We start from the raw sequence: 13839 nt of genomic DNA on the forward strand, positions 1-13839 counted from the left end.
CTCGGAAAAGATCTTCCTCAACGAACAGGGTCAGATCGAAGGGCTGTTTTAGGGATACCCTGCACCACACGGCGCTTGACCACAAAGCGCCTTCTTTAAGTCTTGGCACAATGTGCCAAGACTTCTTTTTTGGGCTGCTGCCAAGGATGCTTCGAAATCAAATCAGCACGACAGCGGCAACACCGCCGTTGCGATCGATGTGCAACTGCAGACAGCCTCGTGAAATGGGTTTCGTCTTCCGCTGACGCGCGTTGGCTCCGCCAGGGCTTATGCCGCGTGGGCCACCGACACCTGTACCCCATACTCTGCAGCGGAATCCAAAATCGTATGCCAAAGGCTGTCGGCGAAACTGGTGAAGACAAGCATGTTGAAGACGGCGTGCCCGTCCGAGCTATCGGCCCCGCGCCATATATTCGCCGCCGTGTGGTCGATCGAGGTCGTCGCCGCAGCGCCTAAAGGGAACCCCCTGTCATCCAGATCCAACGAGCAAAACTTCGCCAGCGCCTGACGGGCGCGGGGTCCGCCGATCCGGATCAGGCAGCGCCCATCTGACTGGTCGGAGAGCGACGCGACGCCGGCAAAGGCCTCTGACAGTTTGGCAAACTGATCCTCTGCCGATCGCGCAGAAAAGGCGATGAACTGGTCGGGGCCTGACCATATCAAAGTGGCGTTCCGGCCGCTAACGGCTCTGGGTGTATCCGGCGGCTCGATGCTAAACAGTTTCTTGGCGGCCTTGATCGTCTCGGCCGCGCTGCCGCGCCGGGCCATAACCTGAACCAGCCTGACGCCGCGCACTTCCTCGAGGGTGACGCCCACCTGAGTGCCGGCCCCACCGTGGCGACCAGGAACAAGCGCCTGTTGCAACGGCGATTGGACGTTCCAGGAAAAATCAGCCACGCTGGCGTACTCCTTCGGGGTCGTAGAAAACAGGGCTGCAGATCTCGGCATCATAGTCCTCGTTCCGCAGAGGGTCGTGGATGCGGATGATCTCGCCAGTTCGCTCGCGCCCGCGCTCGACCAGGCCGAGGCCAATCCACTGGCCGAGCATCGGCGAGAAGCAGACCGATGTGACATAGCCCTGGTCCGTTTGCGGGCCTGGAATCGCTCCCTTGGGAATGACATGAGCGCCGGAACGCAGGCGGCGCGCGCGGTCGACTGGCTTTATGCCGACGACGACCTGCCGGTTCGGAGCCGTCAACGCCTCTCGGCCGGCCATGATGCGGCCGATGAAGTCCTTTTTCTTGGACATCATCTTGCCGAGACCGAGGTCATCGGCCGTCGTTGTGCCATTGAGTTCGGGACCCGCGACATGCCCCTTCTCGATGCGCATGACCCCGAGCGCTTCGGTTCCGTAGGGCGTCACGCCATAGGGCTTGCCTGCGATCATCAGGTTCTCGGCCATCGCCGCGCCGTAGCGGGCCGGAACCGAGATCTCGAAGGCCATTTCGCCGGAGAACGAGATACGGAACAGGCGAGCGGTCACGCCTCCGCGCAGCTTGACCTCGCGGGCGCCCATGAACGGGAAGCCCTCGTTGGTGAGATCATCCGACGGGTCTACCAGAGCCTGCAGCAGTTTGCGCGTGTTCGGACCAGCGATCGAGAACTGCGCCCACTGGTCGGTGGCACTGGTCAGTTGCACGTCGAGCTCCGGGAAAAGTACCTGTCGGCAGAATTCGAGATGCTGCATGACCGGACCGGCCTTGGCCGTGGTCGTGGTCAGGAAGTAGTGGTCTTCGGCCAGACGCGAGGTCGTCCCATCGTCCATGACGATGCCGTCTTCGCGCAGCATCAGGCCATAACGCGCCTTGCCCACGGCGAGCGACGAGAAGGCGTTGATATAGACGCGATCAAGGAAGACGCCGGCATCCGCACCGCGCACGTCGACCTTGCCAAGCGTGGAGACGTCGCAGAAGCCAACACCGTTGCGCACGGCCAGAACTTCGCGGGTCACCGACTCCAGCCAGTCTCGCTCGCCAGTGCGCGGGTACCATTGCGCGCGCTTCCAGAGGCCAGTATCGACGAAGACCGCGCCCTGTCCGGCCGCCCAATGATGCGACGGCGTCAGCCGGGTGGCATGGAAATTCTCGTCGCGGTGATGGCCGGCGAAGGCGCCAATAGCGACGGGCGCGTAGGGCGGCCGGTAGATCGTCGTGCCGGTGTCGGGGATAGTGCGTCCGTTGGCTTCCGCCATGATGGCGAGGCCGTTGATGTTGGACGTCTTGCCCTGGTCGGTAGCCATGCCGAGCGTGGTGTAGCGCTTGAGATGCTCGACGCTCTCGAAGCCTTCCCGCTGGGCCAAGGTCACGTCGGACGCAGTAACGTCGTGCTGGAAGTCGACGAACGCCTTTCCCTTGCCTTTGACATGCCAGAGCGGCTTGATGGCATAGACCTCATCGTCGGCCATCGATGCCTCCCCCGGCTTTCCGGCAGCACCGCATTCGGCCGCCGCCTTGGCACCCGCGCCATGCCCTTCGCGAAGGCAGGCGCCGAGCGAGAGCTCGCCATTGGCGGCACCAGCCGTGGCCATCCCCTTTGGCGCGCCCCCAGGCACGAAGGCTGCGATATCCTCGCGCCAGATTGGCTTTCCACGGTGGAAGCATGACAGACCGACATTCGGGTTCCATCCTCCCGAAACGGCAAGGCAGTCCGCATCTATACGCTGCGTGCGACCATTCTTGTCGGTCACGGCGATGCTGCTCACACCGTCGACACCGCCCTTGACGTCGGATACGACTCCGGCAAGCACGCGCGGATCGTAAGTATCGGCAAGCCTCCGGCACTGCGCCGATACTTCGCGGCGGGGGTCGATCACCGCCACGATATGGGCGCCGGCCCGCTGGATGGTCTCCACCGTGCGCCAGCCATCGTCATTGTTGGTGAACAGCGCCACACGCTTGCCAGGCAGAGCCGCGAACCGATTGACATAGGTGCGGACGGCTGACGCCATCATGACGCCCGGCCGATCATTGCCCGAGAACACGATCGGCCGTTCAATCGCACCAGCGGTCACCACCGAGCGCTTGGCGATGATGCGCCAGATTCGCTGTCGGACCTGATGATGATCCGGCGTCGGGACGTTGTCGCTGACGCGCTCGAGCGCAGCGTAGGTGCCTCCATCATAGACGCCGAACAGGACCGTCCTGTTCATGATCCGGACATTGGGTAAAGAAACGAGTTCGCGGGTCGTGCTACGCAGCCATTCCCTGGCATCCATGCCATTGATCTCGCCGCCATCGCTGAGCAGGCGACCGCCGAGCAGGGAATCTTCTTCAACAAGAATGACGCGCGACCCGGCGCGGCCAGCGGCAAGCGCCGCCGACAGGCCGGCGGGACCGGCACCGACCACGAGCACGTCGCAATGAGCCCAGGCCTTGTCGTAGTGGTCTGGGTCCGGCAATTCGGCGCTCTTGCCGAGTCCGGCGGCGCGGCGGATCATCGGCTCGTAGATGGATTCCCAGAACTTCGCCGGCCACATGAACGTCTTGTAGTAGAAGCCGGCGACGAAGATCGGCGCGAACAACTGGTTGATGGACATCAGGTCTCGGCGCAGCGACGGCCAGCGGTTTTGGCTGTTCGCGATCAGGCCGTCAAAGAGTTCCTGCGTGGTCGCCCGCGTGTTCGGCTCGCGCCGCGCACCGGTGCGCATCTCGACGAGCGCGCTCGGCTCCTCCGAGCCGGCGGTGAGGATGCCGCGCGGGCGGTGATACTTGAACGAACGCCCCACGAGCTTGACGCCATTGGCGACGAGCGCGGAAGCCAGCGTGTCCCCGGCAAACCCGGTCATGGTCTTGCCGTCGAACGAGAACCGGAGTGGCGATCGGCGGTCGATGATACCGTCACCGGGCAGACGGTGCGACTGGCTGGCGGGCGTAACCCCTTTTCGGACGTTAGCCTCCATCGCCGCGGTTCTGGCGAAAGGTTCGGATTGGGAATAGCCCGACATGGTCATTCTCCTGCCCGTGCCGCCAGGGCAGCGCCCGCACCCGGAGCCGCCGTCACGGAAATAAACTCATGGGTAACGGTGTTGCGCTCGGCCACCAGCCAGGAACGGCAACCGCCGCCATGATACCAATACTCGCGCATGACGCCCGCCACGTTGTCGCGCAGGTAGACATAGTCGTAGAACGCATCCTCGACTCGCTCGGGACCCTCCCCGCCATCGACAGCGAAGCTGGGCCGCCTAGGGGTGGCATCGCCAAGATAGGTGAACTCGCCGTTTTCGCGTTCACCGCAGAAAGGACATGCAATTCGCATTCCGCCAGACTCGCTTTTCAGTGAAGGTTCGGCTGGGCGCCCTGGCCCTTTTCATCGATCATCGCGCCACGACGGAACCGGTCGAGCCGGAACAGCGCGGCCTCTTGATGCGGCTCGTCGCGTGCCAGGAGATGGGCAAAGACAAGACCCGATGCCGGTGTCGCCTTGAAGCCGCCGTAGCACCAGCCGGCGTTGAGGTAGAGACCGTCGACCGGCGTCATGTCGATGATCGGCGAGCCGTCCATCGACATGTCCATGATGCCGCCCCACTGCCGCAGCATGCGCACGCGGCCGATCATCGGCATGATGGCCATGCCGCCCTCGCAGACATCCTCCATGACCGGCATGTTGCCGCGCTGCGCGTAGGAATTGTAGCCGTCGAGATCGCCGCCGAAGACCAGCCCGCCTTTGTCGGACTGGCTGACATAGAAGTGGCCGGCGCCGAAGGTGATGACCCCCGGGATCAGTGGCTTGATCGCTTCGGACACGAAGGCTTGCAGCACGTGGCTTTCGATCGGCAGCCGTAGGCCAGCCATCGCCGCGACGCGTGATGAGGAGCCCGCCACCGCCATGCCGACCTTGCCGGCGCCGATCCGGCCGCGCGAGGTCTCCACACCGGTTACCCTGCCGCTGGCGTCACGCACGAAGCCGGTGACCTCGCAATTCTGGATGATGTCGACGCCGCGATCGTTGGCGGCCCGCGCATAGCCCCAGACGACCGCGTCATGACGGGCGGTACCGGCGCGGCGCTGCAAGAGCCCGCCCATGATAGGGAATCGGGCATTGTTGTAGTTCAGAAACGGCAATTCCTTGCGGATCTGCTCGGCGTCGAGGAGTTCGGCATCGATGCCGTTGATGCGCATGGTGTTGCCGCGGCGAGCGAAGGCATCGCGCTGCGCGTCGGAGTGATAAAGATTGATGATGCCGCGCTGGCTGACCATCGTGTTGTAGTTGAGGTCCTGCTCCATGCGCTCCCACAGCTTCATCGACAATTCGTAGAAGCCGGTATTGCCGGGAAGGCCGTAATTTGAGCGGATGATGGTGGTGTTGCGACCGGCATTGCCGGAGCCGATCCAGCCCTTTTCCAGCACGGCGACATTGCGGATGCCGTATTCGTGGGCGAGGAAGTAGGCCGTCGCCAGTCCGTGGCCGCCGCCACCGATAATGACCACGTCGTAGCGGCTCTTGGGTGCCGGATCGCGCCACGCCCGTGTCCATCCCTTGTGTCCGGACAGTGCCGCCTTGGCGAGCGAAAAGATCGAATATTTCATCGCAGTTGTTCCGGCGAAATGTCAGGTGGTGCGCCCAGCGCCCAATCCGTAGATCGGACGCTGGGCCTGGCAAACAGCTTAGACATCCAGCGTGTTGTCGCGCTCCCACTGGGTGAAGTGCGAGGCGTAGGAGTTCCACTCCTGGGTCTTTAGCTTGATGTAGGCGGCGGAAAATTCCTCGCCCATCGCTGCCTTCAACTCGGCGTCATCGTCATAGGCACGAAGCGCATCAAGCAGATTGAGCGGGAGCTTGGCGCCATGCGTGACGGTATGTCCGTCCTTGTACATGTCGATGTCGCTGCGTTGGCCCGGGTCGGCCTCGGTGCGGACGCCGCTGAGGCCGGCAGCGATGATGGCCGCCTGCATCAAGTAAGGGTTGGCAGCACCATCAGGAAGGCGCAATTCGAAACGGCCGGGACCGGGCACGCGCACCATATGGGTGCGGTTGTTGCCGGTCCAGGTCACCGTGTTCGGCGCCCAGGTCGCGCCGGAAATGGTACGCGGTGCGTTGATGCGCTTGTAGGAATTTACCGTCGGATTGGTGATCGCCGCCAGCGCCGAGGCGTGCTTCATGATGCCGCCCAGGAAGTGCCTGCCCTTTTCGGACAGACCCAACTCCATGTCCTTGTCAGCGAAAGCATTGGTCTTGCCACTGAGATCCCATACCGAAATATGGGCATGGCAACCGCTGCCGGTGAGGCCCTGGAAGGGCTTCGGCATGAAGGTTGCGCGCAGGCCGTGCTTTTCGGCAATCGACTTGACCATGAACTTGAAGAAGGAGTGCTTATCGGCTGTAGCCAGAACGTCGTCGAAGGCCCAGTTCATTTCGAACTGGCCGTTCGCATCCTCATGGTCGTTCTGGTAGGGTTGCCATCCAAGGTCGAGCATGGCGTCGCAGATTTCGGCGATAACGTCATAGCGGCGCATCACGGCCTGCTGGTCGTAGCAGGATTTGGCCGCAGTATCGTACTCGTCGCTGATCTGCTTGCCGTCTGGCGTCACAAGGAAGAATTCCGGCTCAACGCCTGTCTTGACGCGCATACCCTCCTTGGCGGCTTCGGCAACGAGCCGCTTCAGGGTGTTGCGCGGCGCTTGAGCGACGCCCTTGCCTTCCATCAGGCAGTCAGAAGCAAGCCAGGCGACTTCCGGCTTCCACGGCAGCTGAATCACCGACGAGGTGTCAGGCACCGCCAGCATGTCGGGATGCGCAGGGGTCAGGTCAAGCCAGGTCGCGAAGCCCGCAAAGCCGGCGCCCTCCTTCTGCATGTCCCCGATGGCCTGCGCCGGCACCAGCTTTGCGCGCTGGCCGCCGAACAGATCCGTATACGAGACCATGAAATACTTGACGTTGCGAACTCTTGCGAACTCTTGGAGATCAGCCCCCTCAGACTGATCGATTTTGGCTTCAAAGGCCTTATTCATTGTCTACTGCTCCCATTCTTCTGGTTTTAGAAGCCACCCTGCCCTGGTACCCAATTCGTCCCCGCGAGGGGTACGCCGGCCATGGCCGCAGCTTCGATCGAAAGCGCGCAAAGATCTTCCGGCTCGAGATTGTGCAGGTGATTTTTGCCGCATGCACGCGCGATCGTCTGCGCTTCGAGCGTCATCACCTTCAGATAATTCGCCAGCCGCCGCCCGGCGACGACCGGGTCGACGCGCTTCATCAGCTCGGGGTCCTGCGTGGTGATGCCGGCCGGATCCTTGCCCTCATGCCAGTCGTCGTAGGCACCGGCGGTCGTGCCAAGCTTTTGGTATTCGTCCTCCCAACGCGGATCATTGTCGCCGAGCGCGATCAACGCCGCAGTGCCGATCGACACTGCGTCGGCGCCAAGCGCCAGTGCCTTGGCGACGTCGGCGCCGTTGCGAATGCCACCGGACACGATGAGTTGCACCTTGCGATGCATGCCGAGGTCCTGTAGGGCCTTCACCGCGGGCCTGATGCAGGCGAGCGTCGGCTGACCGACATGTTCGATGAATACTTCCTGCGTGGCGGCCGTACCGCCTTGCATGCCATCGAGCACCACGACGTCGGCTCCGGCCTTTACCGCAAGCGCGGTGTCGTAGTAGGGCCGCGCGCCGCCGACCTTGACATAGATCGGCTTTTCCCAGTCGGTGATCTCGCGAATTTCGAGTATCTTAATCTCAAGGTCATCGGGACCGGTCCAGTCCGGGTGACGGCAGGCCGAGCGCTGATCGATGCCCTTCGGCAGTGTGCGCATCTCGGCGACGCGATCGGAAATCTTTTGGCCGAGCAGCATGCCGCCGCCGCCTGGCTTGGCGCCCTGGCCAACAACGATCTCGATGGCATCGGCCCGGCGAAGATCGCGCGGGTTCATGCCGTAGCGCGACGGCAGGTACTGATAGACCAGCGTCTTCGAATGGCCGCGCTCCTCTTCGGTCATGCCGCCGTCGCCGGTGGTCGTTGAGGTGCCGGCAATGGTTGCGCCACGTCCGAGCGCTTCCTTGGCGGGGCCGGAGAGCGAGCCGAAGCTCATGCCCGCAATCGTGATCGGGATCTTCAGTTCGATCGGCTTCCTGGCATGGCGCGAGCCAAGCACCACGCTGGTGTCGCAGCGCTCGCGATAGCCTTCCAGCGGATAGCGCGAGATCGAAGCGCCGAGGAACAAAAGGTCGTCGAAATGCGGGACCTTGCGTTTCGCGCCAGAGCCACGAATGTCGTAAATGCCGGTCGCTGCAGCGCGTCGGATTTCCGACATCGCGTAATCGTCGAAGGTCGCTGACTTGCGCGGCGTCGTCGGAGGATTGTGGTAGGTCATGTTTGCCCCTCAGTATGCATCAGCGTTGTCGATGTTGAAGTTGTAAAGCGTACGGGCCGAGCCGTAGCGGGTGAACTCTTCCGGCTTGGCATCCTTGATGCCGGCACGGTCGAGCAGATTCTGCAGGAGCGCGATGTGCTCGGGACGCATCTCCTTCTTGATGCAATCCGCGCCCAGGCTCTTGACCTTGCCGCGGACGAACAGCCGCGCCTCATAGATCGAGTCGCCGAGCGCATCGCCGGCATCGCCCAGCACCACTAGGTTGCCCGACTGGGCCATGAAGGCCGACATATGGCCGATATTGCCACGGACAACGATGTTGATGCCCTTCATCGAGATGCCGCAGCGCGAGGAGGCATTGCCTTCGATGACCAGCAGGCCGCCGCGGCCGGTGGCGCCGGCATACTGGCTGGCGTCGCCTTTGACTACGATCGAGCCCGACATCATGTTCTCGCCGACACCCGGGCCGACAGAACCGTGCACGGTGATGGTGGCGCCATCATTCATGCCGGCGCAGTAATAGCCGACGCTGCCGCGCACATCGATGCTGATCGGTTGGTCGACGCCGACGGCGACCGAGTGGCTGCCTTTCGGGTTGAGCACTTCCCAGGCGTTCTCGTTCGAGCCGGGGGCCAGATTGTGCAGCGCCTGGTTCAGCTCGCGCAGCGAACTTTCGCCAAGGTCGAAGACACGCTGCGCGAAGTTCACTTCGCGCGATGGCGCCGTGGCAACATTCGAAATATTCATGATCCTCAGTGCTCCCAGAAATAGACGGTGGACGGCTCCGGTTCCCAGACCCTGGCTTCCTCGATGCCAGGCAGATTGGCCAATGCGCGGTATTCCGATCCAAAGGCGACGTACTGGTCGGTTTCGGCCATCACGGCGGGCTTGCAGGCGATCGGGTCGCGAACCACGCCGAAGCCGTTCTTGGTGCCGACCACAAAGGTGAAGAAGCCGTCGAGGTCATCCAGGCTGCTTTGCAGCGCCTCGCCGAGATTCTGCCCGTGGGCGATCTTGGACGAGAGGTAGGCAGCCGCGACCTCGGTGTCGTTCTCGGTCTCAAAACGCATTCCGTCGCGGATCAGCTCGCGGCGGAGATTGTTGTGGTTCGACAGCGAGCCGTTATGCACCAGGCACTGGTCCGGGCCGGTCGAGAAGGGGTGCGCGCCCAACGTGGTGACCGCGGACTCGGTCGCCATGCGCGTGTGACCGATGCCGTGGCTGCCGCCCATCCTGGCCAGGTCGAACCGCTTGACCACGTCTGCTGGCAGCCCGACCTCCTTATAGATCTCGATCGCCTCGCCGGCGCCCATGAGGCGCACGTTTGGGCGCAGTTCGGCGATCGCAGTGCGGGCTTCCTCGAGCTTATCGGCAGCGACATCGAGGACGGCATGGGTCGACTTCACCGTCGACGAAATCTTGGCTCCGATCTTCTTGCTGAGTTCGGCTTCGAGCCCTTCGAAATCCGCCTTGGGGGTCGATGACTGAATGGTGATCTTGCCGCGCCCGGCCACGCCAGTGTCATAGATGGCTATGCCGGCGCTGTCCGGCCCCCTGTCGGTCAACGATACCAGCATTTCCGACAGCAGCGCGCCTAACTTGGGTTCAAGCGATTTGTCTTTCAGGAACAGTCCGACGATCCCACACATCCCGTCACCTCTACTGGTTGTTAGCTGACACGGAGGCTAGCAGGTTCCCTGTTGCAATTCAACTGTCATGAATTTTTTTTTCCTCTAGAAAAACACAGCCTCGTTGAAGCCGGCCAAGATCACCCCATGTTGAATGTCACCGGCCTGGCGGAGATGCGCGAAGTCTGCCGCGAGTGCGGTCAAGGCAGCGAGCGGTACCGAGGCGCGTAGTTTGACGCGGACACTGGACACGCGACGGTGCCTGCGCGGCCCGCGCGTTCACAAATAGCCAGTATCGCAATGAATGGCCGATTGCGTCAGCCGTTACCGCGCCCGTGGGGATAGGAGATGATTGACAAATATCGTATCGGCAAATGCGTCAATTCTTCGGGACCGTGCGGCGCGTCGGCGTCGAAAAACAAACTGTCACCTGGCGTCATCCGGTAAAGATTGTTGCCATGGCGATACACGACCTCGCCTTCCAGCATGTAGAGGAATTCCATGCCGTCGTGCTGGAAAGTCGGGAAGACGTCAGAGTCTTCTGTCAGTGTGATGAGATAAGGTTCGACGACAACACCGCTCGTATCCGAACCGATATGACCCAGCAGCGTATACTGGTGCCCAGCACGCGTGCCGCGCCGCTCAACGTCCACGCCCGATCCTGCCTTGACGAAGACGGCCTTTCGCTCTTCCTCGAAACGGCGAAAAAATCCTGTCACTGGCACGCCAAGTGCCCGCGATAGCGCCTGCAGCGTGGTCAAGGATGGCGAGGTGATACCGTTCTCGATCTTGGACAGCATGCCGACCGAAAGGCCCGTGGTGACAGCGAGATCGGCAACGGTGATGTCCAGTTTCTTGCGAAAGGAGCGAACCTCGTGGCCGATCGCAACCTCAAGCACGTTCTCACGAGTGTCGCGAACGGCATGAGGATCCTGACTGAGAGGCTTACCGCGCGCCGGTGGCGGCGGGTTGACGATTACCGGACCCACCACTTTGACGGGGGCGAGCACCTTGCCGCCCGTTTTTTCCGCCTTTACCGCCTGCCTTTTACCCGCCTTAGCCGTTGCCATGTTCACTGCCGTCTACTGATTCATTTTACCAACAGTAAATATTTTCTGCTGGAGATACAACGCAGGATAATTGGCGAGAAGGGACGCCTGAGCGCCTCAAGGCTGCCGAGGCTATTGCATCAGCAGTATTTGCAGGTCGGCGACATTTGTTCCCGTGGGCCCCGTCAGGAGCAAATCGCCTGAAGTCGCCAATGCAGGGTAGGAATCGTTGTTGCTCAGATGGGCTTCCGGCTTGCAGCCACGCCGGCGCATCCGTTCTGTTGATCCGGAATCGACAAGGGCGCCTGCCGCGTCCGTCGGTCCGTCCCGACCGTCAGTGCCGCCACTGAGAAAGACCCAGGGACGCGGGATCGGTTGTCGTTCATTGAGAAGGGCAAACCGAAGAGCCAGTTCCTGGTTGCGTCCGCCTCTCCCGCTTCCGCGTACCCTTACGGTCGTCTCTCCTCCGGCGACGATTGCCACCGGCCCGTCATGTCTCGCCGCCAAGAGAGCCAGGCGGTGAAGAGCAAGGGCCGCCTCTGAAACATCTCCGCTCAGCCAGTCGGCGGCCTTGATGACCCTGAAACAGCGCTCTTCGGCACCGCTCATCACGCGCTGCAGGCTGATCGCGTTGCTGCCGATCACAACATTTTCGACATGATTGAAGCTCGCACATGCGCGATCTTCGCCAGCGGCAAGATCTTCCAGTCGCCTTCGCAAGATCGGAGGCAGCGATTGAAGCAGGTTGTGACTTCGAAGAGTGATAATGGCGTCGGAGACGCCGGTCGCGGGCTTTGCTGTAGGCCCGCTAGCGATCGTGGCGACATCATCGCCGGGCACGTCCGAGAGTATCAGAGACAGCGTTCTAACGCCTGAGGTCAGTTCCGCCAGACGCCCGCCCTTCAGTCTTGAGAATATCTGCCTTACGGCATTGATCTCCGAAATGTCGGCGCCACAACGAACCAGGGCTTCGTTGAGTGTCACCTTGTCGGCAAGCGAAATGCCGAGCACTGGCGCACAGACAAGTGCCGAACCGCCGCCACTGATCAGTAGCAACACGAGATCGTCAGGCGTTGCCGACCGTGCGGCCTCTTCAATCGCGCTGCCGCCTCTGAGGCTCCCCTCGTCTGGCAACGGATGACCGCCGACAATGACCTCAATGCCCTCGATGTCCAACACGTTTTCGCGATTGGTGACCACACATGCGCTGCGCAGCTTGTCCCCGACGAACCGCAGTGCCGTCCCTGCCATTAGGCATGCCGCTTTGCCTAAGGCAATCAGGATGACGCCGCGAGCGGCGGCGATGTCGGACTCTCTAGCTTTCAAGGCGGACGCGACCGCCGCCTCGGGACTTGATGCGGCAATGCCTTGGCGAAACAGATAGAACGCCTGCATCCGCAGCTCGACCCAGGTGGAAGCCGAGCTGTCGAGGCTCATCACACGATCCGATCCGGCACCGGGCCCCCGTCGAAAAACGCGACCAGATTCTCCACTGCCCGCATTCCCATGGCCACACGGGTTTCTTTGGTGGCACTGCCGAGGTGCGGCAAAAGCACGACATTTTCCATATGCTTCAGCGGCTCTGGAATTGCAGGTTCGCCGTCAAAAACGTCGAGCCCTGCACCGGCAATCTCGCCGCGCCTTAGCGCTTCGATCAAAGCGTTCTGGTCGACCACATCACCGCGGGCGGTGTTGATGAGGAAGGCGCCGCGCTTCATTCCAGCCAAGCGGGAAGCGTTGATAAGGTGCCGGTTCTCAGCGCCGCCAGGACAGTGGAGCGACACGAAGTCCGCCTGTGCGAGCACCTCCTCCACGCTCGACAGTTGCCTGGCTCCCATGGCAACGATTTCTTCGTCGTCCACCTTCGAGCGATTGTAAAAGACCACGTTCATGCCGAAGCCGAACCGCGCACGTCGGGCCGTCGCTTTGCCGATGCGGCCCATTCCAATGATACCAAGCGTTTTGCCTGAGATCTTGGTGCCAATCATATGCGTCGGACACCAACCAGCCCATTCGCCGGCGCGTAACTGACGTTCACCCTCGCCCGCCCGACGAGCGACCGAGAGCATCAGGCACATGGCGATGTCGGCGGTGCAATCGGTAAGTACCCCAGGTGTGTTGGTAACCACGATGCCATGCTTGCGCGCAGCATCGGTGTTGATGTGACTGAAACCGACACCGAAATTGGCGATGACCTTGGTTCGAATCTTCTGATCTGGGAAGACAGACGCCGACAAATGATCACTGACGGTTGGCAAAATCGCGTCGAAATCCCGGAACGCGGCTCTGAGCTCGTTAGAGGTCAGCGACGAATCATGCCGATTGAATGTTGTGTCGAACCGCTCAGCAAGAATCTGCTCGACAGTCGCAGGCCAGCGACGCGTGACGATAACGCGTGGTCTCATTTGAATCCCTCGTCAAAACCGACGGACGACCGTAAACGCCGCTTCAGAAGCGGTCAGGCGACTTTTTTCCGTTGACCAAGCACATTCGCGATGGTCGAGCCAAATGCAGCCGGCGTCGGCACGATGGTGACGCCGGCCTCCTTCAGGATTTCGACCTTTTCCTGCGCCGACTCGCCGAAGGCCGAGATGATCGCGCCGGCATGGCCCATGCGGCGGCCCTTCGGCGCCGAGAGCCCAGCGATGTAGGCAATCAACGGCTTCGTCATGTTGTGCTTGGCCCATTCTGCGGCTTCGGCCTCCTGCGGGCCGCCGATCTCGCCGATCATCACCACATCGGTCTCGTCGTCCTGCTCGAACAGCTCCAGGATGTCCTTGAAGGACGAGCCGTTGATCGGATCGCCGCCGATGCCGACGCTGGTCGACACACCGATGCCCAGCGCCTTCATCTGCGAGGC

At 62.0% G+C, this 13839-nt stretch carries 11 protein-coding genes and 1 pseudogene; all 12 read right to left on the reverse strand.

Annotated features, from left to right (window positions below):
* Positions 1-267: 267 nt before the first annotated feature.
* Positions 268-897 carry a sarcosine oxidase subunit gamma gene (locus DH10_RS03430; protein WP_192247890.1) on the reverse strand — a complete coding sequence of 210 codons (630 nt, stop codon included), beginning with the start codon at positions 895-897 and terminating at the stop codon, positions 268-270.
* Positions 890-3898, reverse strand: coding sequence for a sarcosine oxidase subunit alpha (locus DH10_RS03435; RefSeq protein ID WP_246506078.1), 3009 nt, complete (start codon positions 3896-3898; stop codon positions 890-892). Before DH10_RS03435 ends, DH10_RS03430 begins: the two co-directional genes overlap by 8 nt.
* Before the next feature lie 47 nt (positions 3899-3945).
* On the reverse strand, positions 3946-4254 hold the full coding sequence (locus DH10_RS03440; protein WP_192247895.1) for a sarcosine oxidase subunit delta: 309 nt from the start codon (positions 4252-4254) through the stop codon (positions 3946-3948).
* Between the two features lie 17 nt (positions 4255-4271).
* Complete coding sequence (locus tag DH10_RS03445) at positions 4272-5525, reverse strand: sarcosine oxidase subunit beta family protein (RefSeq protein ID WP_192247898.1); 1254 nt, start codon at positions 5523-5525, stop codon at positions 4272-4274.
* A 78-nt stretch (positions 5526-5603) separates the two neighbouring features.
* On the reverse strand, positions 5604-6947 hold the full coding sequence (gene glnT / locus DH10_RS03450; protein ID WP_192247901.1) for a type III glutamate--ammonia ligase: 1344 nt from the start codon (positions 6945-6947) through the stop codon (positions 5604-5606).
* A 26-nt stretch (positions 6948-6973) separates the two neighbouring features.
* A complete protein-coding gene (locus DH10_RS03455; RefSeq protein WP_192247904.1) occupies positions 6974-8302 on the reverse strand; it encodes an FMN-binding glutamate synthase family protein in 1329 nt (442 codons plus the stop codon).
* A 9-nt stretch (positions 8303-8311) separates the two neighbouring features.
* Positions 8312-9049: a GltB/FmdC/FwdC-like GXGXG domain-containing protein gene (locus tag DH10_RS03460; protein WP_192247907.1), complete on the reverse strand. Its 738-nt coding sequence runs from the start codon at positions 9047-9049 to the stop codon at positions 8312-8314.
* A 5-nt stretch (positions 9050-9054) separates the two neighbouring features.
* A complete protein-coding gene (locus DH10_RS03465) occupies positions 9055-9951 on the reverse strand; it encodes a class II glutamine amidotransferase (protein WP_192247909.1) in 897 nt (298 codons plus the stop codon).
* Positions 9952-10247: 296 nt separating this feature from the next.
* Positions 10248-11000 carry a helix-turn-helix domain-containing protein gene (locus DH10_RS03470; RefSeq protein WP_246506077.1) on the reverse strand — a complete coding sequence of 251 codons (753 nt, stop codon included), beginning with the start codon at positions 10998-11000 and terminating at the stop codon, positions 10248-10250.
* Between the two features lie 111 nt (positions 11001-11111).
* Positions 11112-12416, reverse strand: coding sequence for a glycerate kinase type-2 family protein (locus DH10_RS03475; protein WP_192247912.1), 1305 nt, complete (start codon positions 12414-12416; stop codon positions 11112-11114).
* Positions 12416-13384 carry a 2-hydroxyacid dehydrogenase gene (locus DH10_RS03480; protein ID WP_192247915.1) on the reverse strand — a complete coding sequence of 323 codons (969 nt, stop codon included), beginning with the start codon at positions 13382-13384 and terminating at the stop codon, positions 12416-12418. Before DH10_RS03480 ends, DH10_RS03475 begins: the two co-directional genes overlap by 1 nt.
* Positions 13385-13437: 53 nt before the next feature.
* A pseudogene (locus tag DH10_RS03485) lies at positions 13438-13839 on the reverse strand (succinate--CoA ligase subunit alpha); the annotation flags it as partial.

Source organism: Mesorhizobium silamurunense (assembly GCF_014843825.1).
GTDB classification, from domain to species: domain Bacteria; phylum Pseudomonadota; class Alphaproteobacteria; order Rhizobiales; family Rhizobiaceae; genus Mesorhizobium; species Mesorhizobium silamurunense.

Excerpts from the sequence above, each read along its gene's own strand:
- DH10_RS03435 (WP_246506078.1), bottom strand. The coding sequence starts at position 3,898 with ATGGAGGCTAACGTCCGAAAAGGGGTTACGCCCGCCAGCCAGTCGCAC.
- DH10_RS03440 (WP_192247895.1), bottom strand. The coding sequence starts at position 4,254 with ATGCGAATTGCATGTCCTTTCTGCGGTGAACGCGAAAACGGCGAGTTC.
- DH10_RS03445 (WP_192247898.1), bottom strand. The coding sequence starts at position 5,525 with ATGAAATATTCGATCTTTTCGCTCGCCAAGGCGGCACTGTCCGGACAC.
- glnT (WP_192247901.1), bottom strand. The coding sequence starts at position 6,947 with ATGAATAAGGCCTTTGAAGCCAAAATCGATCAGTCTGAGGGGGCTGAT.
- DH10_RS03455 (WP_192247904.1), bottom strand. The coding sequence starts at position 8,302 with ATGACCTACCACAATCCTCCGACGACGCCGCGCAAGTCAGCGACCTTC.
- DH10_RS03460 (WP_192247907.1), bottom strand. The coding sequence starts at position 9,049 with ATGAATATTTCGAATGTTGCCACGGCGCCATCGCGCGAAGTGAACTTC.
- DH10_RS03465 (WP_192247909.1), bottom strand. The coding sequence starts at position 9,951 with ATGTGTGGGATCGTCGGACTGTTCCTGAAAGACAAATCGCTTGAACCC.
- DH10_RS03470 (WP_246506077.1), bottom strand. The coding sequence starts at position 11,000 with ATGGCAACGGCTAAGGCGGGTAAAAGGCAGGCGGTAAAGGCGGAAAAA.
- DH10_RS03475 (WP_192247912.1), bottom strand. The coding sequence starts at position 12,416 with ATGAGCCTCGACAGCTCGGCTTCCACCTGGGTCGAGCTGCGGATGCAG.
- DH10_RS03480 (WP_192247915.1), bottom strand. The coding sequence starts at position 13,384 with ATGAGACCACGCGTTATCGTCACGCGTCGCTGGCCTGCGACTGTCGAG.